This is a genomic window from Streptomyces sp. NPDC002773 (genome assembly GCF_040295605.1).
In the GTDB taxonomy this organism is placed as follows: Bacteria; Actinomycetota; Actinomycetes; order Streptomycetales; family Streptomycetaceae; genus Streptomyces.
Window position 1 is genome coordinate 1 of the sequence record NZ_JBEOVO010000020.1, and the last position, 23,565, is coordinate 23,565.

The 23,565-nt window shown below is 70.4% G+C and carries 21 protein-coding genes; 7 read left to right on the plus strand and 14 right to left on the minus strand.

Annotation, left to right across the window (positions count from 1 at the left end; all coding sequences use genetic code 11):
• Together ABT034_RS22950 and ABT034_RS22955 are read right to left on the minus strand one after the other, a co-directional pair.
• The coding region (locus ABT034_RS22950; protein ID WP_351218055.1) for a hypothetical protein at positions 1 to 200 on the minus strand (200 nt) is incomplete at its 3' end.
• A 163-nt stretch (positions 201 to 363) separates the two neighbouring features.
• Positions 364 to 1,491, minus strand: coding sequence for a winged helix DNA-binding domain-containing protein (locus ABT034_RS22955; protein WP_351218057.1), 1,128 nt, complete (start codon positions 1,489 to 1,491; stop codon positions 364 to 366).
• A 148-nt stretch (positions 1,492 to 1,639) separates the two neighbouring features.
• On the opposite strand from ABT034_RS22955, the gene ABT034_RS22960 reads away from it, so the two are divergent.
• The 3 genes from ABT034_RS22960 to ABT034_RS22970 all read left to right on the plus strand — a co-directional run bounded on the left by ABT034_RS22960 (position 1,640) and on the right by ABT034_RS22970 (position 3,794).
• The gene (locus tag ABT034_RS22960; protein ID WP_351218059.1) at positions 1,640 to 2,755 is read left to right on the plus strand and encodes a magnesium and cobalt transport protein CorA; all 1,116 of its coding nucleotides are present in this window, start codon (positions 1,640 to 1,642) and stop codon (positions 2,753 to 2,755) included.
• Positions 2,756 to 3,114: 359 nt separating this feature from the next.
• The gene (locus tag ABT034_RS22965; protein ID WP_351218061.1) at positions 3,115 to 3,399 is read left to right on the plus strand and encodes a hypothetical protein; all 285 of its coding nucleotides are present in this window, start codon (positions 3,115 to 3,117) and stop codon (positions 3,397 to 3,399) included.
• Positions 3,396 to 3,794: a PIN domain-containing protein gene (locus tag ABT034_RS22970; RefSeq protein WP_351218063.1), complete on the plus strand. Its 399-nt coding sequence runs from the start codon at positions 3,396 to 3,398 to the stop codon at positions 3,792 to 3,794. Before ABT034_RS22965 ends, ABT034_RS22970 begins: the two co-directional genes overlap by 4 nt.
• Before the next feature lie 242 nt (positions 3,795 to 4,036).
• On the opposite strand, the gene ABT034_RS22980 is transcribed toward ABT034_RS22970, so the two are convergent.
• From ABT034_RS22980 to ABT034_RS22990, 3 genes are all read right to left on the minus strand, one after another.
• On the minus strand, positions 4,037 to 5,341 hold the full coding sequence (locus ABT034_RS22980; RefSeq protein WP_351218064.1) for an MFS transporter: 1,305 nt from the start codon (positions 5,339 to 5,341) through the stop codon (positions 4,037 to 4,039).
• Positions 5,342 to 5,465: 124 nt separating this feature from the next.
• Entirely contained in the window at positions 5,466 to 6,635 is a 1,170-nt protein-coding gene (locus ABT034_RS22985; RefSeq protein WP_351218066.1) for an acyl-CoA dehydrogenase family protein, read from the minus strand.
• A 14-nt stretch (positions 6,636 to 6,649) separates the two neighbouring features.
• Entirely contained in the window at positions 6,650 to 8,206 is a 1,557-nt protein-coding gene (locus ABT034_RS22990; protein ID WP_351218068.1) for an acyl-CoA synthetase, read from the minus strand.
• A gap of 113 nt (positions 8,207 to 8,319) precedes the next feature.
• Here ABT034_RS22990 and ABT034_RS22995 point away from each other — a divergent pair, with 113 nt between their 5' ends.
• Positions 8,320 to 8,946 carry a TetR/AcrR family transcriptional regulator gene (locus ABT034_RS22995; RefSeq protein WP_351218070.1) on the plus strand — a complete coding sequence of 209 codons (627 nt, stop codon included), beginning with the start codon at positions 8,320 to 8,322 and terminating at the stop codon, positions 8,944 to 8,946.
• Between the two features lie 118 nt (positions 8,947 to 9,064).
• The gene (locus tag ABT034_RS23000) at positions 9,065 to 10,252 is read left to right on the plus strand and encodes a serine hydrolase domain-containing protein (RefSeq protein WP_351218072.1); all 1,188 of its coding nucleotides are present in this window, start codon (positions 9,065 to 9,067) and stop codon (positions 10,250 to 10,252) included.
• A 251-nt stretch (positions 10,253 to 10,503) separates the two neighbouring features.
• On the opposite strand, the gene ABT034_RS35340 is transcribed toward ABT034_RS23000, so the two are convergent.
• Entirely contained in the window at positions 10,504 to 11,541 is a 1,038-nt protein-coding gene (locus ABT034_RS35340) for a hypothetical protein (RefSeq protein ID WP_502973024.1), read from the minus strand.
• A 443-nt stretch (positions 11,542 to 11,984) separates the two neighbouring features.
• Here ABT034_RS35340 and ABT034_RS23010 point away from each other — a divergent pair, with 443 nt between their 5' ends.
• A complete protein-coding gene (locus ABT034_RS23010; protein WP_351218074.1) occupies positions 11,985 to 12,251 on the plus strand; it encodes a hypothetical protein in 267 nt (88 codons plus the stop codon).
• Between the two features lie 175 nt (positions 12,252 to 12,426).
• Positions 12,427 to 13,650: an extracellular catalytic domain type 1 short-chain-length polyhydroxyalkanoate depolymerase gene (locus tag ABT034_RS23015; RefSeq protein ID WP_351218076.1), complete on the plus strand. Its 1,224-nt coding sequence runs from the start codon at positions 12,427 to 12,429 to the stop codon at positions 13,648 to 13,650.
• A 73-nt stretch (positions 13,651 to 13,723) separates the two neighbouring features.
• Here the strand turns inward: ABT034_RS23015 and ABT034_RS23020 are convergent, their stop codons facing one another.
• The 8 genes from ABT034_RS23020 to ABT034_RS23055 form a co-directional block, all read right to left on the minus strand.
• Complete coding sequence (locus tag ABT034_RS23020; RefSeq protein ID WP_351218078.1) at positions 13,724 to 14,437, minus strand: alpha/beta fold hydrolase; 714 nt, start codon at positions 14,435 to 14,437, stop codon at positions 13,724 to 13,726.
• 179 nt (positions 14,438 to 14,616) lie between these two features.
• A complete protein-coding gene (locus ABT034_RS23025; RefSeq protein ID WP_351218080.1) occupies positions 14,617 to 15,408 on the minus strand; it encodes a helix-turn-helix domain-containing protein in 792 nt (263 codons plus the stop codon).
• 151 nt (positions 15,409 to 15,559) lie between these two features.
• Positions 15,560 to 16,411: an alpha/beta fold hydrolase gene (locus ABT034_RS23030; RefSeq protein WP_351218081.1), complete on the minus strand. Its 852-nt coding sequence runs from the start codon at positions 16,409 to 16,411 to the stop codon at positions 15,560 to 15,562.
• Between the two features lie 138 nt (positions 16,412 to 16,549).
• A complete protein-coding gene (locus tag ABT034_RS23035) occupies positions 16,550 to 17,797 on the minus strand; it encodes a PucR family transcriptional regulator (RefSeq protein ID WP_351218083.1) in 1,248 nt (415 codons plus the stop codon).
• A gap of 137 nt (positions 17,798 to 17,934) precedes the next feature.
• Positions 17,935 to 20,775 carry a helix-turn-helix transcriptional regulator gene (locus tag ABT034_RS23040; protein ID WP_351218085.1) on the minus strand — a complete coding sequence of 947 codons (2,841 nt, stop codon included), beginning with the start codon at positions 20,773 to 20,775 and terminating at the stop codon, positions 17,935 to 17,937.
• Between the two features lie 60 nt (positions 20,776 to 20,835).
• Positions 20,836 to 21,450 (minus strand): FMN reductase, encoded by a 615-nt coding sequence (locus tag ABT034_RS23045; protein ID WP_351218087.1) that lies wholly within the window; start codon positions 21,448 to 21,450, stop codon positions 20,836 to 20,838.
• Positions 21,447 to 22,532: an LLM class flavin-dependent oxidoreductase gene (locus tag ABT034_RS23050; protein WP_351218089.1), complete on the minus strand. Its 1,086-nt coding sequence runs from the start codon at positions 22,530 to 22,532 to the stop codon at positions 21,447 to 21,449. The genes ABT034_RS23045 and ABT034_RS23050 overlap by 4 nt, the downstream gene beginning before the upstream one ends.
• A gap of 101 nt (positions 22,533 to 22,633) precedes the next feature.
• A complete protein-coding gene (locus tag ABT034_RS23055) occupies positions 22,634 to 23,470 on the minus strand; it encodes an alpha/beta fold hydrolase (protein ID WP_351218091.1) in 837 nt (278 codons plus the stop codon).
• Positions 23,471 to 23,565 lie beyond the last annotated feature (95 nt).

Consider the following 23,565-nt stretch of genomic DNA (forward strand, 5'->3'; position numbering starts at 1 on the left):
GCGTCCATCGCCTCGCCGTGCCCCGAGGACAACAGGCGCTGCACATGGTTGTTGGCGAGCTGGCCGTCGTCGGCCAGATCGTCCGCGAACTCCCGGAGCGCGTCCGCCATGTCGCGGTACGCGTCCTCGTCCACGTTGGGCCAGTTCACCCCCACCAGGTCCAGCAGAGTGTCCGCCCAATCCGGCACCGTGACAGCCATTCAAGATCCCCCGTAACCCCAGACGTTCGCAGAACGCAAGTGTGAACACCCTGCCATGTCACAGGCGTTCGATCAACGCGCCTATCCCCTCGCCCCTCCCCCGCGCCCCCTCCGCACACCCGTCCCCGCCCCGCGGCGCTCCTGAAACCGCCGGGTGCAGCCACTACCCGACGTGCACGATGTCGTACGGAACGTCCTGCGGCGCCATGAGCCGGAGGGTCCGCTCTGCCTCGGCGGCGAGCGCGGCGCGCTGGCCGTGCGTCACGTGCGCGAAGGGTTCGATGGTGAGGATCGTCCGGTCCTTCGCCTCGTCGAGGTGCCAGATCCCGGCGAGGAAGCCGTCGAGGAGGAAGACGCGGTGGGCCTGGTTGCCGGTCCAGGTACGGCCCCGGAGTTCGGCGGGCACGACGCGGGTGCGGTCGGCGTGGGAGAGGAGCAGGTTGTCGAACTCGGGGAGGAAGCGGGGCGGGGCCGGGGTGTCCTCGTCGGGGCGGGGCGCGTCGGGCAGGTCGAAGAGCTCGGTGCCGCGTTCGTCCTGGAAGACGAGGAGCCGGGGCCGCAACCGCTCGAAGGCGGGGCCGAGCTTGGTGAGGCCGCACCAGGTCTGCATGTCCTTGACGGAGGCGGGCCCGAAGGCGCCGAGGTAGCGGAGCACGGTCTCGTCGAGATCGGCGGCCCCGTCCGCGGTCCGCTCGGCGGACTCGTCGAACCACTGGTCGGTCGTGGTGAGCGCGACCTTGCCGCCGCGCCCCCAGAGGCCGCGCGGGGTGACCTGGACCAGGGGAAGGAGGCAGCGGGCCGCGACCGAGAGCGACTGCGGGTCGGCGTCGGGCCACTGGGGAAGCAGCTCTTCGCGCAGCTCCTTGGGGGTGCGGGGCCGGTCCTCGACGAGCGCGCGGGCGAGGTCGGCGAGCCGGTCGAGGTCGACGCCGTCGAGGCCCCCTCGGGAGACGAAGAGGGCGAGTTCCCGGTCGATGGCCCCGGGCTGCGCGAGCCCGCGCAGGGCGACCGCGTCGCGGGCGGTGTGGGTGTGCACGGTGGAACGCATGGTGACGATACGGGCGACGTCACGGGACTCCATGAGCGCGGACAGCTGCTCGGGCCGGAATCCGTCGAGGCGGGCGGCGAGCGCGTAGTACGGGGGCTTGGTGTTCTGCGCCTGGAGGCCGAGAAGGTGCTGGACGGCCTCCGTGACGCCCAGGGAGGCGGGGCGGAGGAGGAGCTGGCGGTCGAGGGTGGCACGGTTCAGGGCGCGGGCACCGAGCACGGGACGGGTCGTCTTGAGGGCCATGACGGGCACGCTACTCAGAGTCGCGGACAGATACGGTCCGCAAGTCGGCGGACGTGAGGCGGGGCACGGACCTCATCCGCCCCATCCATCCTCATTCACCCGGACCCAACCCCATATATCCTTCCCGAAGACTCAGGAGGTGCACGAGATGTCCGATCGTCGACCCCGCGCGGCATGGCGCCGCCCCCAGGCCGAGTCGCCCACGACCACCGCCCCGGAGGCGCCCGAGGCTCCGGAGGAGCGGCGGAGCGTGGTGCAGGCGAGCCTGTACCGGGACGGTCACCGCGTCTCGTCCCCCGCGACGCTCGCGGAGACCTTCCGGCAGCTGCGCGAGTACCCGGACGGCATGGCGTGGATCGGCCTCCAGCGGCCGACCGAGGATGAACTGCACTCCCTGGCCACCGAGTTCGACCTGCACGAGCTGGCCGTCGAGGACGCGATGGAGGCCCACCAGCGCCCCAAGCTGGAGAGGTACGGCGAGACCCTCTTCGTGGTCCTCCGGGCGGCCCGCTACCTGGACGCCCAGGAGGAGGTGGACTTCGGCGAACTGCACGTCTTCGTGGGCCCGGACTTCCTGATCACGGTCCGCCACGGCGCCGCCCCGGACCTCTCCTCGGTCCGCCGCCGCATGGAGAAGGACCCCGAACTCCTCGCCCTCGGCCCGGAGGCGGTCCTTTACGCGATCCTGGACGCGGTGGTCGACGGCTACGCGCCGGTGGTGGCAGGCGTCCAGAACGACATCGACGAGATCGAGACGGAGGTCTTCGGCGGCGACCCGGCGGTCTCCCGCCGCATCTACGAACTCTCCCGGGAAATGGTCGAGTTCCAACGCGCGACCCGCCCCCTGGTGGGCATGCTCCACGGCCTGATGGCCGGCTTCGCCAAGTACGGCACGGACGAGGAACTCCAGCGCTACCTCCGCGACGTCGCCGACCACGTCACCCACACCAGCGAACGCGTCGACGGCTTCCGCCAGGCCCTCACGGACATCCTCACGGTCAACGCGACCCTGGTCACGCAGCAACAGAACGCGGAAATGAGGGCGTTGGCGGAGGCGGGCTTCGAGCAGAACGAGGAGATCAAGCGGATCTCGTCCTGGGCCGCGATCCTCTTTGCTCCCACACTCGTGGGAACCATCTATGGCATGAACTTCGACTCCATGCCGGAATTGAGCTGGCGCTTCGGATACCCCTTCGCCATCGGCCTGATGGGGGCGGTATGCATCAGTTTGTACGTGGTTTTCAAGCGTCGGGACTGGCTCTAGAGGGCGATCGACCCCACTCGCGCCGCGCGCACGGTTCGCTCCTGCACCCTCTCCACAGATCACTCATTTCGGACTCCGGGGAGCCCTTGGGGAGAAGTGATGCGGGTGATCTCCTCACCCTGGCCCGAAAGGGCCCCTGACCTGGCCTTTCGAGTGTCCACGAGCGCTGGGGAGAACCGGAGCCGACCACCGCACCTCAGATCCGCACCGGCAAGCCCACCCGCCGTCCAGCCGACTGGCCTCGGCACAGCTCACCGACGTCAACCGCATCACAGTAAGTAACCACGACAGCGCCTGCCACACGCCCTCCACCGGGCAAGGACCTCGCCGTATGGCATTTGAAATGCCATACTCCTGTCATGGCTGACGACGACACCGACTTCCCTCCCGGCGACGGTCCCAGCAGCGGCATCTCCGTCTCCCTGACCGCCGGCACCCTGCAAGCGATCCGCGAGCGGGTCGGCAAGCGTGGCGTGTCCGCGTACCTGGAGAAGGCCGCGCAACGGCAGATCGAGCGTGACAACCTGGACGAGCTGATCGCCGCCTTCGACGACGCGAACGGCCCCGCCGATCCCGAGGCTGTGGCTGCCAAGCGCGCCAAGCTCACCGGCACCCCCTCCTCCGGAGCCGGGGCAGCCGCGTGAGTGGCGCGCTCATCCTGGACAGCGAGGGCCTGGCCAAGGCCGTGCAACGCGACCGCGAGGTCCACGAATGGCTCACCGCCGCCCGCGACGCCGACCTTCCCGTGATCACCTCGGCCGCAGTGCTGGTCGAGGTGATCCACCCCCGGATCAACGACGCCGCCCTGAGGTGGACGCTGTCCCGGCTGCGAGTCGAACCGGTCACCCAGACCCTCGCCCAGTCCGCCGCCGCCCTGCTGCGCACAGCCGGACTACACGGCCACAAGTACGCCATCGACGCGATGCTCTGCGCCACGGCCCTGGCCCAGCCGGGCCGCGTCACGATCCTGACGTCCGACGTCGAGGACATCACCCTGCTCACCGCCAACCACCCTCGCGTCACCGTCGAACGAGTCTGATCCACACCACCGTATCCGGCCGGGAATCCCACCACTTCCTGGCCAGCGCGACCTCGTGGCCGCCGCGCCTGAGAGTCGCCGCGTGCTGGCCCGCTCGGGCGCGCATCTGCCTCTCCAGCACATCCGTCATGGACTGCGGCGGGTCGACGGCCTTGATATCCGCCCGATGGACCCTCAGCCCACTTACCGGTGGCCTCGTCCAGCACGCTTCGGATAGGGAGGGCAACGGTCAGGTACGCGCTTCAGACCTGGGGCCTGGTGTCGAGCCCCAGGCGTCGTGCGTCCCGCTCCGGGCGGATGGCCGCCAGGGCGAAGGCGCCGGCCGTGAGCATGACCGCGCCGGCGACTAGGAAGGCGGTGGTGTAGCCGACGGCCGGGGTGTCGGCCGCGTCGATGAGATGGCCGGTCAGGAACGGCGCCACGAGGCCCGGCAGGGTGCCGAGACCGGCGACGATGCCGAAGACGGCGCCGCGCTGGGCAGGAGGGACGACCTCCGCGGTCGTCATGTAGTGGAGGGGAATGGCGATCGCGGTGCCGCCGAAGGCCAGCGCGATCAGCACGAGCCGCGGACCGGACGCGTCGACGAACGGGAAGGCCGCCATCGCGCACCCCGCCACGCTCACGGCGATGCTCTGCGCCGCCCCGCTGGACCAACGACTGCTCACGCCACGGGACTTCAGCGCGTCCACGAACGGGGAGACCGCCAGCAGCAGCACCAGACCGAAGCCGGACATGACGCTGATGGCGGTCGCGGAGGCCGCCGCCGACATGTCCATCTGCGTCCTGAGGTAGGCGGGCAGCCAGGCATGGCTGAGGGACAGCGCCCACGCCGCTCCGAAGGCGCTGGCGATGCTGCCGAGTACGGTGCCGGTCAGCAGGATCCTGCGGTACGGCAGCCGGAGCCCGCTGGATCCAACGGCCGTGTGCTTGTGGTCGTACGGGCCGTCGTGGCCCACGCGCCACCACAGCAGCGCCCAGCAGGCGCTGACGACCGCGAGGACGGCGTAGGCCGAGCGCCAGCCGAAGTCGTCGATCAGCCAGGTGACCAGGGGTGCCGCGATGAGCGTGCCCAGGGCCGCGCCGCCGATCTGGAGGGCCGAGGGCAGGGCGCGGCGCTCCGGCGGGAACCACTTGTACAGGGCGTGCATGGACATCGAGGCCGCCGGTCCCTCGGCAGCGCCGAGCAGGATGCGGCCGGCCATCAGGGTCGGGACCGTGGCCACCACCAGGACCGGGAGCTGGGCCACGGCCCACACCACAGTCATGGCGAACAGCAGAACCCGGCTGGAGATGCGGGTGGAGAGAAATCCGACGAGGAGTCCGGAGACGCTGAAGAGGAAGTAGAAGGAGCTGGAGATCAGACCGTAGGTGCTGTTGCTGAGGTCGAGTTCCTCCATGATCGGAACGGCGGCGAGGCCGAGGACCGACTTGTCGGCGAAGTTGATGACCATGAAGGCCACGATCATCGCCATGATCAGCCAGGCTCTGCGACGGTCGGGGGCCGGGGCAGCGATGTGCCGGGGCGGCGTGGCGGTACGGGGTGTCATGGGGCGACTCCTGCGGATGCGGGTGGAGCAGGGGGCCGTACGGGCGGGCGGTCGTCCCCCGTGGCCGCGGGCCCCTCTCGTCGAAGCGGGGCCCGCGGCACCGCCCTGGGCACCAAGGGGTCGGTCAGATCAGGCCCTTGGCGATGGCGTTCTTGTGGATCTCGGTGGTTCCGGTGACGATCCGGAACATCCGGAGGCTGCGGAAGATCTGCTCGACCTCGTGGCCGCGGGTCAGCCCGGCCTTGCCGTGGATCTGGACCGCCTGGTCCGCGACGCGGAAGGACGCCTCGGAGGTGAAGAGCTTGCACATGTTGGCCTCGACGGAGACGTTGTCTCCCCGGTCGGCCTTCGCGGCGGTGGCCATCACCATCGCGCGGGCGGCGTAGATCTCGGTGGCCATCTCGGCGATCTTGTGGTGGATGGCCTGATGGGCGAGGAGCGGCTGGCCGAAGACCACGCGGGTCATCGCGTACTCCACCGACAGGTCCCAGGCGCGGCGGGCGGCGCCGATGAGGGACGGGCAGTGCAGCAGGCGGTTGAGGGTGATGCGGCCGATGCCGATGCGCAGGCCCTGGCCAACCTCACCGAGGAGGTTCGCGGCCGGGATCCGGCAGTCCTCGAAGACGAGGTCGCCCTCCATCTGCTGTCCGGACATGGGGACTTCGCCATCGAGGACGCGGCAGCCGGTGGTGTCCAGGTCGACGAGGAACGCGCTGTACGCCTCTTCGGTGCCGGCCATGCGGGCGACGACGATCGCGAAGTCCGCGAAGGGGGCGGCGGAGCTGAACACCTTCTTGCCGTTGAGCACATAGGTGTCCCCGTCCGGGGTGGCCGTGGTCGTCATCCGGCGTACGTCGGAGCCCGCGTCCTCCTCCGTGATGGAGAAGCAGCACGCCCGCTCCCCCCGGACGACGGGCATCAGGTAGCGCTCCCGCTGTTCCTCGGTGGCGTACTTCACGATCGCGCCGACACGCAGGGGGCCGCCCATGTCGCCGAGGACGGAGTGGGAGAGAGCGGCACCGGAGGCGGTGAGCTCCTCCTTGAGGGCGCACAGTTCGTAGAAGCTCAGGCCTTGGCCGCCGAGCTCGGGGGGAAGGCTGATGCCGTAGAAGCCGAGTTCCGCGCTGCGCTTCCAGACGTGTTCGAGTGTGGTGCGGTCGAGCTTGGTCTCGGCGGTGATGCCGTGCTCGCGCTCGTACGGGATGAGCTCGCCGGCCAGGTAGGCGCGCAGACGGACGACGAGGTCCTGGAGGCGCGGATTGTCGTCGTAGGAGGGTTCGAGGGTGAAGGGCATGCCGGGGGTCCTGTTCAGTTGACGCGGCGCTCGGCGCCCGCCCAGTAGCGGTCGCGGATGGCGCGGCGGTCGATCTTGCCGTTGGGGTTGTGGGGCAGGGCCGCGACGAAGTCGATCGAGCGGGGCTTCTTCATGCGGGCCAGGTGCTCGGCGCAGAAGTCGATGAGGTCGGCCTCCGTGAGGGTGGTTCCGTCGCGTGTCACGACGACCGCCTTGACGGCCTCGCCCCACTGCTCGTCCGGGACGCCGACGACGGCGGCCTCGTAGACGTCGGGGTGCTGGTGCAGGACGGACTCGACCTCGACGGCGTAGATGTTGAACCCCCCGGAGACGATCATGTCCTTCTTGCGGTCGACGATGAAGACGTAGCCGTCCGCGCGGCGGCGGGCGAGGTCGCCGGTGAGGAACCAGCCGTCTCGGAAGGTCTCCGCCGTGAGGTTCGGCTCGTTGTGGTAGCCGGGGACGACATCGGGGCCTCGGACGGCGATCTCTCCGATCTCTCCGTCGGCGACGGGCTTTCCGCTGTCGTCGACGATGGCGACCTCCGCTTCGGCGAGCGGACGGCCGCAGGACAGCAGCAGTTCCTCGTCCTCGCCCTCGATCGCCCGCCGGTGGTCCTCCGTGGAGAGGAAGAGCACGCCGGAGGTGGTCTCGCCGCAGCCGTATCCCTGGGACAGGACAGGGCCGAAGAGGTCCCAGGCGGCCCTGATCCGGGCCGGTGACATCGGCGCGGCGCCGTAGATCAGCTGGCGGAGGGTGGAGAGGTCGTGGTCACGGGCGTTCGGCAGCGCGAGGACGGTGTTGACCATCGTCGGCACGACGAAGGCGTGGGTGGCACGTTCGCGCTGGACGGTGGCGAGGAACTCCTCGGCGTCCCAGCGGGGCAGCACGATCGCACAGCGGCCGGCGAAGAAGATCCCCATCAGCGGCATGCCCGAGGCGTGGGTGACCGGCCCGGCCAGGATCTGCCGGTCGCCGGGGCCCACCCGGGTGTCGGCGCTCATCACCGACTTGCGCATCAGGGCGAGCCGGTTGCCGTAGGTCTGGACCGCCGCCTTGAGTTTGCCGGTGGAGCCCGACGTGAAGTGCAGCACGGCGATGTCGCCCTCGTCGCACTCCGTCTCGACGGGTTCCCGCTCGGTGCCCGCGAGAGTCTCGGCGTAGCCCGGGCCCAGATCGCTCGGGCCGTCGTAGCCGAGGACGGTCTTCACCCCCGTACCGGGCACGACCGAACGGGCGATGTCGAGATGGGCGACGTCCGTCAGCAGCAGCCGCGCGTCGGACTCCGCGAGCAGGTGGGCCACCTCGGCGGTGCCGAGCCTGGCGTTGATCGGCGCCCGGGCCAAGCCGGCCTTGTAGAGAGCGACTTCCGTGACGACCAGTTCCGCGCGGTTGCCGGCGAGGGTCGCAACCCGGTCACCCCGGCTCAGGCCGAGGGCGCGCAGCGCCGTCGCGAGCCGGTCGCTGTGGTCGTCGAGCTCCGCATACGTCAGGCGGGCGGGTCCGCAGACCACGGCCTCGGCATCGGGTTGGTGACCGGCAGTCCGGCGTACGTACCGCCCGAAGTTCATCGCACCTCCAGAGTTTCCGAACAATGTGTCCAGTAGCAAGCTTGGTGTGCGGCAACGTAAAGGCAGCGTTAGGGTCAGGTCAACGGTTCGGACGAGAAGGAAACGAAGTGGACATGAAACCCGCGGGAGACCGCCGCGTCCGCAGGACGCGCGCCGCACTGCGCCAGGCCCTGGTCGAACTGGTCCTGGAGAAGGGGTTCCACGCGATCACGGTCGAGGAGATCACCGAACGCGCCGATATCGGCCGGGCCACCTTCTACGCCCACTACCGCGACAAGGAGGACCTCCTGGTCGGCATCGTCCGCGACCTCGCCGAGGACCGGGACCGCCTCCTGCCGGCGGTCCGACAGGCACACGCCGAGGGATTCACCGGACTGCCGGTGAAGTACATCTTCGAACACGCCGAGCAGGAGAAGCCCCTCTACCGAGTCGTCCTGCGAGGCGAGGGCGACGGACGGGCCCTTCGAGAATTCACGGACCTCATCTGCGCCCACGCCGAGGCCGCCTTCCACACCCGGACCGAGCAGCTCGCGGTGACACCGCGCATCCCCCTCGACGTCGTCGCCCGCGCCTGGACCGGCGAACTCATCGGCCTGCTCACCTGGTGGGTCGAGAACGACACCGGCTACAGCGCCGCCGAGATCACCGCGCATCTGCGCGACCTGTCGGTCTACGGCCGCGTCTGGGCCACCGGCCTCGCCCCGTCCGACGCCCCGGGAGCCCTCGACCTCACCCCCTGAACCCCGCCCGCACCACGCGGCCGCATCACCCCTCGCCTGACATGTCTGGTCGAGTTACCAGACACCATGTACGGTATTGAGCCCGGTAGGTGCACGACCGAAAGAGTGGAGCGTACGCATGGCAGGCATTCCCTCATTGGCCGATCTTGTGTGGGCGCGGGGGTACACCGATCCGACCTGGGCTCGACGGCATACGACCTCGGGTCGGGAACTCGTTCCGAGCCGTCGTGTCTGGCGGGGCTCCGGCGGCGAGTCCACGCTGCCCGCCGCGCCCGCCGGTGCCCTCGACGACCTCGCGTTCACGAGACCACACGGTCAGTCCCTCACCCTCACGGAGCTGCTCGCCCGGGCCGAGACCGACGCCCTGCTGGTCATGCACCGCGGAATCCTCGTGCACGAGGAGTACCTCCACGGGTACGAGCCCCATGTCCCGCACTTCAACGCCTCGGCCGCCAAGTCCTACCTCGGCCTCGTCGCCGCGGTCCTCGCCCACGAAGGGCAGCTCGACCGCGGCGCCCAAGTCGCGAAGTACGTTCCCGAGCTCGCCGGCACCGCCTTCGGAGACGCCCAGGTCGACCACCTCCTCCACATGGGCACGCAGATGAGCTACGCGGGCCGCCCGTACGACAAGGCACTCGAAGCGCAGCGCTACTTCGCCGTCCTCGCCCCCCAACTGCGCCCCTACGGCTACACCGGGCCGGCCACGATCCGCGAACACCTCGCCACCGCCCGGGCGACCGCCGAGCCGGGCAGCGAGTTCCGCTACGAGAACGGCAACGTCGAAGCCCTCGCCGAGGTCCTGCGCCGCGTCACCGGCACCACCACCTCGGCCCTGCTGTCCGAGATGATCTGGTCCCGCATCGGCGCCGAGGAGGACGCGTACTACCTCCTCGACTCAGAGGGCTCCGAGGCCGCCTGCGGCGGCTTCAGCGCCACCGCCCGCGACCTGGCCCGGCTCGGCGAGATGATCCGCTGCGGCGGCGCGATCGGCGACCGCCAGATCCTCCCCGAGGCAGTCACCTCCACCATCGTCTCCGGCGTCCCCGACGGCTACCCCCACCGCGTACGCTTCCCCGCCGCACCTCCCGAGGCGCCCGCGACGCTCTCGTACCACGACCTCTGGTGGATCCCGAACGACCCGTACGGATCCTTCATGGCCAGCGGCATCCACGGCCAGCGCCTCTTCATCTCCCCCACACTCGACCTGGTGATAGTCCACTACGCGTCCCAGATCATCTCCCCGTCCGTCCCCCAGGTCCCCCTGGTCCAGGCGTTCTTGAAGATCGGCACGCACCTCCGCGGCTAGGCGCGTGTCCGGGGCCGCTCTCCCCATGACGTCGCCTCACCAGCACAAGCATCGCCACGAACGGGCTGCGGCGGGGGCTGGGGAGAATCTGGGGAGAATCAAGCCGCTCCGGGGAGCGGCTGGGGAGAATCGACCGCGCAAAACGGCGTCACCGTGAAAGCTCCGGAAACGAGCAAAGTCGCAGGTCAGCCCCCCCTTAGACGTCTATCTACGCAGGTCAGCGCCCCGAGGGCGAGGACTTCAAGAAGATCTCATCCTGGGCGGCCATCCTGTTCGCACCCACGTTGGTGGGAACGATCTACGGCATGAACTTCGATACCCCTGATGGCGGGAATCCGCGCGAGCGTGTACCGGAACGCCTCCCTGGACGGCTGAAACGGGTACCACGCGTGCGGCGGCAGCGGATCGTCCCGCTCCACGCCTGCCGGCAGCCCGCCGACCACCGGCAGCCGGGTCCGGTGCGGCGGGAAGGCCAGCTCGGCCCAGAGCGCGGCATCCACAGGTACCGGCATCGCCCCGGTGCGCGGCTGCCACACGTCTCCGGTCTGCGGATGGACCGGCACCAGCACCAGGTCCGCAGTCGGCTCGCCGAACCCCGGTCCCGCCAGGTCCAGCCGCTTCGCGCCTTCCCCGGCGGGCAGCAGAGCGCCGAGTGCCCGCCCGAGGAGCTCAGCGACCGGCCCGGGTGCCACCTCAACCGGGGCGCCTCCAGCGGCCACCACCACTTGGGCGAGAGCCACGCCCGCCGGGATGTCCCGGTACTCGCTCAGCCGGTGCCACAACGCGCCGGTGGCCAGCAGCTCCGCCCAGCCCATGACAGGCCGCTCCGGCGGTCCGGGCAGCCGCATCACCGCCTGTGGGACGAGCCGGACGACCTGCCAGCACCCGCAGTCGTCCATCCTCGTTCCGACCGGAAGATCGCAGCCCAGGCAGGCAAGGTTCGGCCCGTCCCTCCCGTCGATCCCCATGCAGTAGCCCCCGGCCCGCTCGAGGATCAGCCGCGTGCCGCGCATGTCGCCGGGTGCAAGGAGGACGGTGTCCGACGGTCCGTCAGGCAGCGCGCCAACCCGCGCGAAGCGCCCCCGCTTTGCCGCCTCGCGTGCCCCGACCTCGTCCCACTGCTGCCACGGCGGCCCGTACGGCGCGGGGTCGACGGCATAGGACCCGGCCTCCAGCAGGGGCGGGTGCAGCTTCTCCCAGTGGGTGTCGGCCAGGTGGATCGGCAACGCCACCTCCGACACCGCCGCCGTCAGGACCGCACCGCAGCCCGCACACCCGAACACCGCCAAGCTGTCCCCTCCCACCGTCGAAGCCCTTGCATCCCACCAAGCAGGCGGACCGGGGAGCAAGGGATTTCAGACCACACTGAATGCCTCCACCGATGGGGCAGAGCGGGCCTCGACGTCCCGGTCACATCCTCAGGAAGCTGCCCGCTAAACGTGACAGCGGGTCTGACTCCTGATCAGCGGTCCTCGCTGAAGGACGCAGGGCATGTGCCGCAAGCAAAGGGGAGCCCGTTGCGCCTCCTTCTTGGCGGCCCGGGGTTTCGCACGTGAACGTAGAGGTCCCGCTGTCGGCGTGGTGTCGGCTGCTCGAACCGGAAGCCTGACGCTCCGCGCCCGCAAACTCGGCATCGACCTCGCCCAGCCCCACGCCGTGCTCACCCCGGACACCGACAACGAACCGCGCTCGCACCTGTTCGCGGAAGCCGCACGCAGCGCCCGCTCCCTGGGTGGACTCGCGGGGAGTCCACGACGGCCACATCGTCCTGCTCGTACCGTCATCGGAGCCGGGCTCACTCGCCGCCGAACTAGCGCGGGACCTCGGGAAGACGGCCGGTATGCCCGCGACCGTGGGCTCCGCAGGACCGACGACCGGCCCCGGACAGCTCCCCGGCGCGTACACGGAAGCCGGCCGCTGTTTGAATGAACTGCAGCCGGCTCTGAAACTGCACCGCCTGAGCAACCACAAACCCCAGCCCCCGGGGCCGATTCCGTGAGACACGACGGTGAGGCGGGGGCCCATTCCAGCGAACGTCCACGCATGGGGCTCGGCACCATCGAGGCGATCGGCATTGTGGCGGCCCCAGCCAAGGCGCGGACGCCACGGCCGCCCCTAGCCTCCACACAACCCGCAAGGGCCGTCCTCGCAGAGCCGCAGTTGGAGGTCCCCCCATGCCCTATCCCCACTCCCTGCCCGCAGTCCGCCGCCGACCAGAAGCAGCGTTCGCCGCGGCACTGGCCGTACTCCTGCTCGCCGTACTGTCCGTCGTGTCGTCGTCCAGCCCGGCACGCGCGGCAGGCACTCCCCATGAAGTGACAGGATTCGGATCCAACCCGGGCAACCTCCGCATGTTCCGCTACGTGCCCCCGGGCCTGCCCTCCGGCCGCCCCGTCGTGGTCGCCCTTCACGGCTGCACCCAGAACGCTTCGGGCTACGCGGCCGGCACGGGCTGGCTGCAGCTGGCCGACACGTACAAGTTCTCGGTGGTCCTGCCACAGCAGAACTCGGCGAACAACGCGAACTCCTGCTTCAACTGGTTCGAGCCCGGTGACACCCGGCGGGACGCCGGAGAGGCGCTGTCGATCAAGCAGATGGTCGACCGGGCGAAGAAGGACAACGGCTCGACAGACGCCTACGTCAGCGGCCTCTCGGCGGGCGGGGCCATGGCCGCCGTCATGCTGGCGGCCTACCCCGACGTCTTCTCGGGCGGGGGCATCATCGCCGGCCTGCCCCACGGCTGCGCCAACTCCGTGTCCACCGCCTTCTCCTGCATGAGCCCCGGCGTCAGCAAGAGCCCCAAGGAGTGGGGAGACAAAGTCAGGGCCACGTACTCCTACTCCGGGCAGCGTCCCAAGGTCTCGATCTGGCAAGGCACTACGGATACGACCGTGCGGCCCATGAACGCCACCGAACTCATGGAGCAGTTCACCAACGTGAACGGCACCGATCAGACACCGGACACCACGGACATGGTCGCCGGCTATCCCCACCGGGTCTACGGCGGCACGGTGGAGACCTACGAGATCACCGGGATGGGGCACGGACACCCCGTCGACCCGGGGACCGGGCCGACCCAGTGCGGTACCGCCGGCGCCTACGTCCTGGACGTGAACATCTGCTCCGCGTACCACCTCGTCCGCTTCTGGGACATCGACGGCAGCTCCTCGCCCACCCCGACCCCGACCGGCACGAGCACGCCGACGCCGACGCCGACCAGCACCCTCCCGCCCTACTCCGACACCGCCCACGGCACGGCGACCGACCACTACGTGGCACAGCGCGTCACGGTGGACGAGTACAACAAGCTCGGAGTCGCCCACGGCTACAACACCCCCTTCACCCTCTATCAGTGCGAAGCGGGGTGGACCGACAAGCCGGACTGCTCGCCCATCTGATCCACACCCTCACCCCGGACAGCCCTCCGCCAGGCCCTCCGGTCCGAGCCCGGCGCGAGCGGAGGCCGGTCGGTCAGCTCGTCGCCCGTACCGCGTCCCTGATCAGGTCGGCGACCCGTGTGGGCTCGGACAGGACGACGGCGTGGGAGGCGTCCGGCAGTTCGACGACGACGGCGCCGGCCCGTGCGGCGCCGAAGCGCTGGACCACGGGGCTGATCGTGCGGTCTGCCCCGGCCACCAGAGCCCAGGACGGTTTCGTCCGCCACGCCGCCGCTGACGCGGTCTCGGTGAAGGCGGCCGTGGCGAGCGGGCGTTGGGTCGCCGCCAGGACACCGGCGACGTCCTCGGGAACGTCCGCCGCGAAGACGGAGGGAAAGGCCGTCTCCTCGATGGTGACCTCGACCGCCGAGTCGCCGTCGAGGAGCGGGTACGTCCACTCCTTCAGGTGGCCCGTCAGCGGGGACTCGGGGAAGCCCCCTTGGAGCTGGCCGAGGCTCTCGCCCTCGAAGGGCACGTAGGCGGCCACGTAGACGAGCGCGACGACGTTCTCCGCCGCCCCGGCCACGGTGATCAGCGCACCGCCGTAGGAGTGGCCGACGAGTACGACCGGGCCGTCGACCTGGGCCAGGACGGAGGTGAGATAGGCGGCGTCCGACGTCAGGCCCCGCAGCGGGTTCGACGGAGCGATCAGCGGGATACCGCTGCTCCGCAGTTCCGAGATGACGCCTATCCAGCCCGTCGCGTCGGCGAAGGCACCGTGCACGAGGACAACGGTGGGGTGGGTCATGCGAGTTCTCTTCTCGGTGTCGGGCCACGTGTGGGGCGTCGTCACGACGGTCAGGTCGCGGCCCGGAACTCGGCAAGAGGTCCGTGCGGCCGTTACTCACGGTAGAGCCGTGGAAGCGGCTCCTCTTGTACGTGCGCGCAGCCGCGCTGTCATGACGGCGCACACGCGTCTCGGCGCCTTCACTCGTCCTGGGCGCCGGCGGTCGTCGTCGCGAAGGCCGAGGTCGCCAGCGCCTGCCACTCGCTGGGGCTCATACCGTAGGCCCCGCGGAACGTGCGGCTGAAGTGCGAGGGGCTGCTGAAGCCCCAGCGGTGTGCCACCGCGGCCATGGTGATCCTCCGGTGGGAGCGGCCCAGTTCGAGCCGGCAGAACTCGAGCCTGCGCTGCCGCACCCATTGGCTCACCGTGCTGCCGTCGTTCTGGAAGAGCTTCTGCAGGTACCGGACGGAGATGTGGTGGGCGCGCGCGATCGACTCCGGTGAGAGGTCCGGGTCCATCAGATGCTCTTCGATGTAGCCGTGGATACGGGACAGCATCTCGTTGGCGGCCCCGGACGCCTCGTCGGCCCCGGCCGTCGTGTCCGCTGCGAGGAGCTCCATGACCAGGACGGAGAGGAGGTGTACGGCCGTCCGGGCGCGCCGGTCCCCGATCATGGACCGGCGGAACTCCGCCCTGGCGGCGAGCGCGGTCAGGAAGTCGGACGCCAGCGCCCCGATCCCCTCCCCGCCGCGTACGGGTACGCCGAGCACCTGGTTCAGTTCCGCCTCCGTGACGCCCAGATAGCAGCGGGGCACCCGGAAGAAGATCATCTGGCAGTCCTCGCCGAACTGCAGCCCGTGCCGTCGGGCCGGGTCGCAGAAGACCAGGTCGTTCGGCTCCAACAGGGTCTTGGCACGCTCATGGACGACGGTGACGGGCCCACGGACATGGACGCCGAGGTAGACGTGGGTCCGGTCGTTCGTCTCCGGCATCTCGGAAAGCATCTGGACCAGCCACCCCGAGCGGGAGGAGGGCGAGGCCGGATCGGGCGCTTGCCGGGGGACCCGTTCGGGCGCACGAGACATCAGTGTGAGGGGCATGGGATTCCTTCCTAGCCGTAGGTGCGGGCGGCGGGGGGCAGATTCACGCCCCGTTCGCCGGCTCCTCGGCCAGGAACTTCTCCACGACGGCGTTGAAGGCCGGCGGGTTCTCCAGGAAGGGGAAGTGCGAGCTCGCCACGTCGGAGGCGAAGACGTGCAGGCGTGCGCCGGGAATCCGCTCGGCGACGAAGCGCTGCGAATCGGGATGCACATGGCTTCCCTCGCAGCCGATCACCAGGGTCGGCACATCGATCCGGGGAAGCACGTCCCGCCAGTCCTGAGCGCAGTGGTCGAACAGCAGCGGTACGCCCGCGTAGGCGGGTGTCGACCGGATCTCCTCGCCGACGAAGGCCAGCACCTCGGGGTCGGGCTCGCCGGAGAACATGCCGCGCACGAAGTCGGCGCGGACCGTGTCGCCCTCCGGCCCCGCGAGGGCCGCCCCCAGGTACAGCAGCCCCGACACATCGAAGATGGCGCCGGAGTCCCGCTGTTCCCGCTCGGTCATCCAGGGCACGGCGGCGACCGCCGCGGGCTGGTCGACGGCGACGAAGCGCCGGATCCGTCCGGTCCCGTACTGGTCGATGAAGCTCCACCACACCGAGACACCCATGGACCAGCCCAGTGCGTCGAAACGGTCGAGACCGAGATGGTCGACGAGTTCGAGGACATCGCGGGAGAGCCGGGCGATGCGGTAGCCGTGACGCGGCTTGCCGGACTTCCCATGGCCGCGGAGGTCGACGGTGACGACGCGACGGCCGGGCGCCAACCCCCCGATCTGGTGGCGGAACATCGCCTGCGTCTGCCCCCAGCCGTGCAGCATCACCAGCGGGACGCCCGCGCCGCCGGTGTCCTGGTACGCGAGCCGTACGCCGTCCGTCGTGATCAGTTCCTTCATGACCTCTCCCCTGGTCAGAGGCGGTACTTCGGTCCCGCCCGTCCCGAACATCATCGAATGCGGCCCGCCGCCCGCACCACCGCGAGCTGTAGGAATCGGGCCGTGAATCCTCCTCGCTTTGTCGAAGCGGGTCCGTGGTCAGACGGCCCCGCCGCCGCCCGGCGCGAGGAGTTCCTCGATCCTGAGGCCGAGGTGCAGAGTGAGCCGGTGGGCGCCGTCGTCGAGGTCCAGTCCGGTGATCTCCTGGATCTGGCGCAGGCGGTAGTAGAGCGAGGTGCGGTGGATTCCCAGCGTGTCCGCGGTCCGGGGAATCGATCCCGCGTGTTCGAGGAAGCAGCGCAGGGTGTCCCGCAGGCGGTCGCCGCCATGGGTGCCGCTCAGGGTACGGAGCGGCTTCGGGACCAAGGACGCGTTCAGGGCGTGCTCGGGGAGCTGGAGCAGCACCGCGAGCTCCCCGAGCAGGTCCCAGTCACCGGCGCCCTTCAGGGTGGGCACCCGGCGTGCCGCGCGTGCCGCCACGAGCGCCTGCTCGTACGACGTCCATGTGTCGTCCAGGCTGGGGTGCCGGCCCCCGACGCCGATCACGGGGTCCGCCGACGGGCCCAGGAAGGTGCGGAGTTCGTCCAGGATACGAGCGGACTGTGCGGTGACCTCGTCCTGGCCGGGTGGGCGGTCGCGCAGCTGGAGCAGTGTCGCCCGCTCCTTGCCGATCGCGATGATGCCCTGAGCCGTACGCGTCTGCCGGAACCCCTCGAGCGCTCCCCACAGGGCCGCCTCGGACTGCCGCACGAGCTCGGTCGCGCAGCTCAGCTGGACGATGGTGACCAGGACGTGCTCGGCTGCTCCGAGCAGTCCGAGTTCCTTGCCTCGCCGCCGTGCGGTGGTACGGGCGGCGACGTCGGTGCCGACGAGTTCGAGGACGAGGTCCCGCTCGTCGGTCTTCCGGGTGTCGGTGGCGATGTGCTCGCCGTGCATCTGGGCGGCCATGGCGTCCGCGGCCCGGGCGATGGCACGCGTCTCGTGCTCTGCGAGCGTCTTGTCGGGCACGACCACCAGGAGCAGTCCGAGGAGATGCCCGCGCTCACGCAGGGGCACGACGTAACGGGGCAGCAGTCCGAGATCGTCACGGCCGTCGATGAATCCGGCTCGGGACCACTGGGTCACGCCCTGGGCGAGGACGTACCGGATGGTCGCGTTGTCGGCGCGGCCCTGCAACAGGGTGCCGATGCGGACCGGGTCCTCGTCGCCGAAGTGGCGGCTCGTGCAGACCATGCGGACCAGCGGGTCGTCGACGGCGACGGACCGGCCGAGCCGCTCGGCGAGCTCGTCGACGAGCGCCTGGAGCTCGGGGCTGCCGGGGCGGGCTCGCTGGAGCCTTACGGTCATGCGCTGTTCCTCTCTCGATCAATGGTTCCCCGCGGACTTCTCCATTCCGCGGCTCTTGATCATTCTGAGGAAGCGACGACGCCGGCACATCACATGAATCGTCCATTGTCACGACGCCCACAGGGGATACGAAGCGACTACTCTCCGCTGTCACGACGCTTCACCAGCCGGGTCAGCTCCACGCGCGAGGAGATGTCCAGCTTGGTGTAGGCCCGTCGCAGGTGCGAACTCACCGTGTGCGGCGAGAGGGAGAGGTGCTCGGCCACCTGTTGGTTGGTCAGCCCACGGGCCACGAGCCGTACCACCCTTGTCTCCGCGGCCGTCAGCTCAGGCCACGCACCGGAGAGCCCGGCCGTCGAGGGCCGGCGGCGGACCCCGGCGGCCCGCAGGCGCCGGCGGACGCGAGCGACGTCCCGCTCGGCGCCCGCTCGCGCGTAGAGCGCGAGGGCCGTGTCGAAGTACGGCACCGCTTCGGACTTGCGGGTGGCCGCGACCTTGCGTCCGGCGTCCTCCAGTGCCGACGCCCGGGCCAACGGCCGAGGGCAGTCCTCGTACAGCCGGACGGCACGTACGAGAGGGGCGAGGTCGTTGTCGAGGAGCCCCCGGGCGTGCGTGGCGGTGGCGGCCAGGAACGTGAGGTCGGGGTTGAGCACGGCCAGTCGCTCGGCCAGGGCCACTGCCTGGGCGGCCCGTTCGTGCGCGCCGGCACGCAGCGCCAGGCGGACGAGTACCGGGGCGTCGGCGGGGTCGACCAAGCCGGCGTAGGCCGGCCGGTCCGCGACGGGCGATGTCATCACCTCGTCGAGTTCGGCCATGGCACGGTCGGGCCGGCCTTCGAAGTCGGCCATCAGTGCCAGCATCCAGGAGCCGAAGTGCCGGACGACGGGTGCGCCGTCGCTCCGCATGCGCCTCGCCTCCACCGCATACGCTCGTGCGGTCTGCTGGTCGTCGGTGTGGAGGGCGACGCGCATCATCACGTACCGGAGCGTGACGTCGGCGAGGTTGCCCGGGCCGAGATCGTCGGTCGTCGCGGCCGCGGCTTCGGCGTCGGCCCGGGCGTCCGTCAGCCGTCCGGCCTCCAGAAGGATGCGGGAGCGGGTCATGAGCCACATACCGGTGGCCGCCGTCCGGCCCTGCTCCCTCGTGATCCGGATGCCCTCCTCCGCGGCGGCGAGCGCCTCCGCGGAGCGCCCGGTGGTGTTCGACAGGAGAGCGTGCCACAAGGCCTCCGGAACCCACAGCGAGGTGCTGACGCCCAGGGCGTCGGCCAGCGCGGCGGACCGCTCGGCCTGCCGGAACGCCTCGGTCAAGTCCATGCGGTGGAAACTCACTGCCGAGCGGACCGTCGTCAACGTGGCCTCGGCGGAGCGGTCCCCCGCTGCCGCTGCGGTCTCCCATGCCTCCACGGCGACCTGCTCGGCCGCCGAGTGCTCGCCCGACATCGACAGACCGACAGCGAGCATGGCGAGCAGCCGCCCCCTCAAGTCCACGGGGATTCCGGGCAGTGCCGCCCCGGCGCGGGCCTGGCGGACCGCCTCGGAGAAGTCGAACGGTACGGCGAGGCGTGCCAGGGCGAGGCGTATGCGTGCCTCGTCCTCTGGTCCGAGAGCGCCGGTCACCAGGGCGGAGGCCCCCAGCTCACCCGCCTGGGCGGCTCGGCCCGTCTGCCAGAGCAGCGGGATCGTCTCGGCGATGACCCGCGGCCGCTCCGGAGCGTCCGCCGTGGTGAGTTCCAGGGCCTTGAGACTGCGTTCCGCGGCGGGGCCGGGAGCGGTGGCCGCAAGTTCCACCGCGGCGGTGCGCAGCCGGTCGGCCTCCGCCGCATCTGCCGGTGCTCTCCCGGCCGACGGCCCGGGACGCTCGACGGGGGAGGCCGCGCTCCCCGGCGGCAGCTCGGCGGCTTGAGCACGCAGGGCCTGACGCAGGGGCAGGGGGAGGCCGGCTTCCACCGCCTCGCGGATCAGGTCGTGGCGGAAGGCGAGGTGATCGCCACTTTCAACGAGCAGATCAGCGTCGAGGGATTCCCGTACCGCTGTGATGAGCGCCGCCGGGGATCGGCCGAGCAGTTCGGCCAGCAGCGCGACGGTGGCCGGGCCGCCCACGGCGGCCGCCGTCTGCACCAGCGCCCGTGCCTCGTCGGACAGCTGGTCGAGGCGGCGCACGACAGAGGGGAGTTCCCGTGGGGCGGGGGGTCCGGCCGACAGCCTGGCCGAGCCGTTCTCGATCGTCACTGCCTCCCGCAGCGAGCCGAGCAGCGCGACCAGCAGCTGCGGGACCCCTTCGGCGCGACGGACGACCCGGAGTACGTCCGGTTCGGGAGCGGCGCCGAGGACGTCCTCGGTGATCCGTGTGGTGGCCCGGTCGTCCAGCGCTCCCAGCGCCAGCTCTCGTGCGCCTGCCTGCCGGATCCTGTCCAGGGTCGTGCGCACTCCCGACGGCACGCTGCCGCCTCGCACGGCGACCAGCCACAGGATGGCGTGCGACGAAAGTCCGGCTGCGAGGGTGTTGAAGGTGAGAAGGGTCAGGTCGTCGCACCACTGGAGGTCGTCGAGGACGACGAGCAGCGGGCCGTTTCGAGCCGTCTCCCGCAGACGGTCCCCCAGTTCCTGGAGCAGCCAGAAGCGCTGGCCGGGTGTCGTGGCGAGGTCCCTGAGGCGGACGGCGCCCGAGAGGGGTTCCTCGCCGGAGAGCAGACCGTCGAGGAGCGGGCCGAGCGGCACGAACTGTTCGTCGGGGTCCGCCGCTCCCTCGAACACCCTCGTCCCGCGCCGCCTCGCGGCTGCCGCGGCCTCCGCGAGGATCCTGGACCTGCCGATGCCGACGGGGCCTTCGACGCGGATGATCCCGCCTTCGCCCCGGTCGAGCGCGTCGAGCCGCGCCTCGATGAACGCCAGTTCGGCGTCCCTGCCGCGGAGGGGCGTCCGTACACCCTCGAGTCCCTCGGGCACGGTCCTTGTCGTCACTCGGTTCACGCTCATACGGCGGAACAGTATGAACCATATGAACCACCCCGCCGTCGCCCGGCCCAGAGGCCCGTCTCAGTCGAAGCGCAGGTCGGCGAGTTGCCGTTCGAGGACGGTGACATCGTCCTCGGGCTGTTCACCGACCGGGCGCGCCGCCATGAGCGCGGCGAGCTCGACGCCCGCCCGGCGGACGCGGCCGGGCAGGCCGTCGGTGTACTCGTCTCCCACCGAGCCCCAGTCCTCGGAGGCCGCGAACACGGCGGTGGGGACGACGACGGCGCGGAGGTGGGCGAAGAGCGGGCGCACGGCGTGCTCAAGGACCAGGGAGTGGCGGGCGGTACCGCCCGTCGCCGCGGTCAGGACCGGCTTCCCGGAGAGGGCGTCCGGATCGATCACGTCGAAGAAGGACTTGAAGAGACCGCTGTAGGAAGCCGCGAACACAGGAGTCACCACGACCAGGCCGTCGGCCGCCGTCACCGCGTCGATCGCGGCGCTCAGTCGCGGCGGCGGAAATCCGGTCACGAGGTGGTTGGCGATGTCGCCGGCCAGTTCCCGCAGCTCCACGACCTCGGTCGACGGCGCCTGCCCCCGGGCGGCGAGTTCGTCGCGGGCCGCCTCGGTCAGCCGGTCCGCGAGCAGGCGGGTGGAGGAGGGGGTGCTCAGCCCCGCGGAGACGACGATCAGCTTCATGCGGCGGACACCTCCCGGCCGGCTCGAAGGGAAGCGTGCGTGGGGGCCTCCGGCACGTCCGCCGGACGCCCCTTGACACATTCCCTCCGCAGCACGGGCACGACCTCTTCGCCGAGGATGTCCAGCTGTTCAAGGACGGTCTTCAGAGGCAAGCCCGCGTGGTCCATCAGGAACAGCTGGCGCTGGTAGTCGCCGACGCTCTCCCGGAACGACAGGGTCCGCTCGATGACTTGCTGGGGAGAGCCCACCGTCAGCGGGGTCTGCTCGGTGAAGTCCTCCAGCGAAGGGCCGTGGCCGTACACGGGAGCGTTGTCGAAGTAGGGACGGAACTCCCGTACGGCGTCCTGGGAGTTCTTGCGCATGAAGACCTGTCCGCCCAGGCCGACGATGGCGTCCTCCGGCCGGCCGTGGCCGTGGTGCGCGAACCGGCGCCGGTAGAGCTGCACCATGCGCCTGGTGTGGTCGGCCGGCCAGAAGATGTTGTTGTGGAAGAAGCCGTCGCCGTAGAAGGCGGCCTGTTCCGCGATCTCGGGGGACCTGATGGATCCGTGCCAGACGAAGGGAGGGACGCCGTCCAGGGGCCGGGGTGTCGACGTGAAGGCCTGGAGCGGCGTACGGAACGTGCCCTCCCAGTCCACGACGTCCTCGCGCCACAGCCGGCGCAGCAGCGTGTAGTTCTCCTTGGCGAGGTTGATGCCCTGGCGGATGTCCTGTCCGAACCACGGGTAGACCGGACCGGTGTTGCCGCGCCCCAGCATGAGGTCGACCCGGCCGTCGGCCAGGTGCTGGAGCATCGCGTAGTCCTCGGCGATCTTCACCGGGTCGTTGGTGGTGATCAGCGTCGTGGACGTGGACAGGATCAGCTTCTCGGTACGGGCGGCGATGTAGCCGAGCATGGTCGTCGGCGACGACGGGACGAACGGCGGGTTGTGGTGCTCGCCCGTCGCGAAGACGTCGAGACCGACTTCCTCGGCCTTGAGGGCGATGGCGACCATCGCCTTGATGCGCTCGTGTTCCGACGGAGTACGGCCGTTGGTGGGGTCGGGGGTCACGTCCCCGACGGTGAAGATGCCGAACTGCATGGGGTGTCTGCTCTCCTGGGCTCGTCCGGTTCCCGCGCCGGGACCGGGGGCCGGGGTGACGCCGGGGCACCGGCGTCACCCAGCGGGTCAACGGTGCGGCGTCACTTCGCCAGGAAGGCGAGGAGGGCGGTGTTGACCTCCTCCGAGTGGGTCCACAGCAGGCCGTGCGGGGCGCCCTCGATCTCGACGTAGTCTGCCGACGGGAGCGCCTTGTGGAACGGGCGCGCGGTGCCCTCGGCCGGCAGGATGCGGTCGGCGGTGCCGTGCAGGATCAGGGTGGGCACGTCGACGGCGGGGATGTCGGCGCGGAAGTCGGTGTACCAGGTCGACGGCGCGGCGGAGGCGGCGAAGGAGCCGCCGCCGGCCGCGGTGTTCCAGCTGTTGCGGACGGCTTCCTCGCTGATGCGGGTGCCCAGGTTCTCGTCGAGGTTGTAGAAGTCGCTGAAGAAGGCCGTGTAATAGGCGTAGCGGTCGGCCTTGACGGCGGCGACGACGCCGTCGAAGAACTCCTTCGGGGCCACGCCGTCCGGGTTGTCGTCGGTCTTGAGCAGGCAGGGCTCCAGGGAGGCCAGGAAGGCGACCTTGGCGACGCGGGCGGAGCCGTACGTGGACACGTAGCGGGCGACCTCGCCCGTACCCATGGAGAACCCTACGAGGACGGCGTCCCGCAGGTCGAGGGTCTCCATCACGGTGTTCAGGTCGGCCGCGAAGGTGTCGTAGTCGTAGCCGGTCGTCGGCTGCGAGGACCGCCCGAACCCGCGGCGGTCGTACGTGATCACACGGTATCCGGCGTCCAGCAGGGCGGCGGTCTGCCGCTCCCAGGAGTGGCCGTCGAGCGGGAAGCCGTGGATGAGGACGACCGGCTGCCCGGCACCCTGGTCCTCGAAGTACAGCTCGATGGGGTTGGTGTTCTCCTGGCCCACGGTGATGTACGGCATGGGGATGTTTCTCGATTCGGGTCGGCTGGTCCGCGCGTCGAAGCGGCGCGGCATGCCCGTCACGCTAGGACCGGTCCCGCACCTCCTGTTGCCGT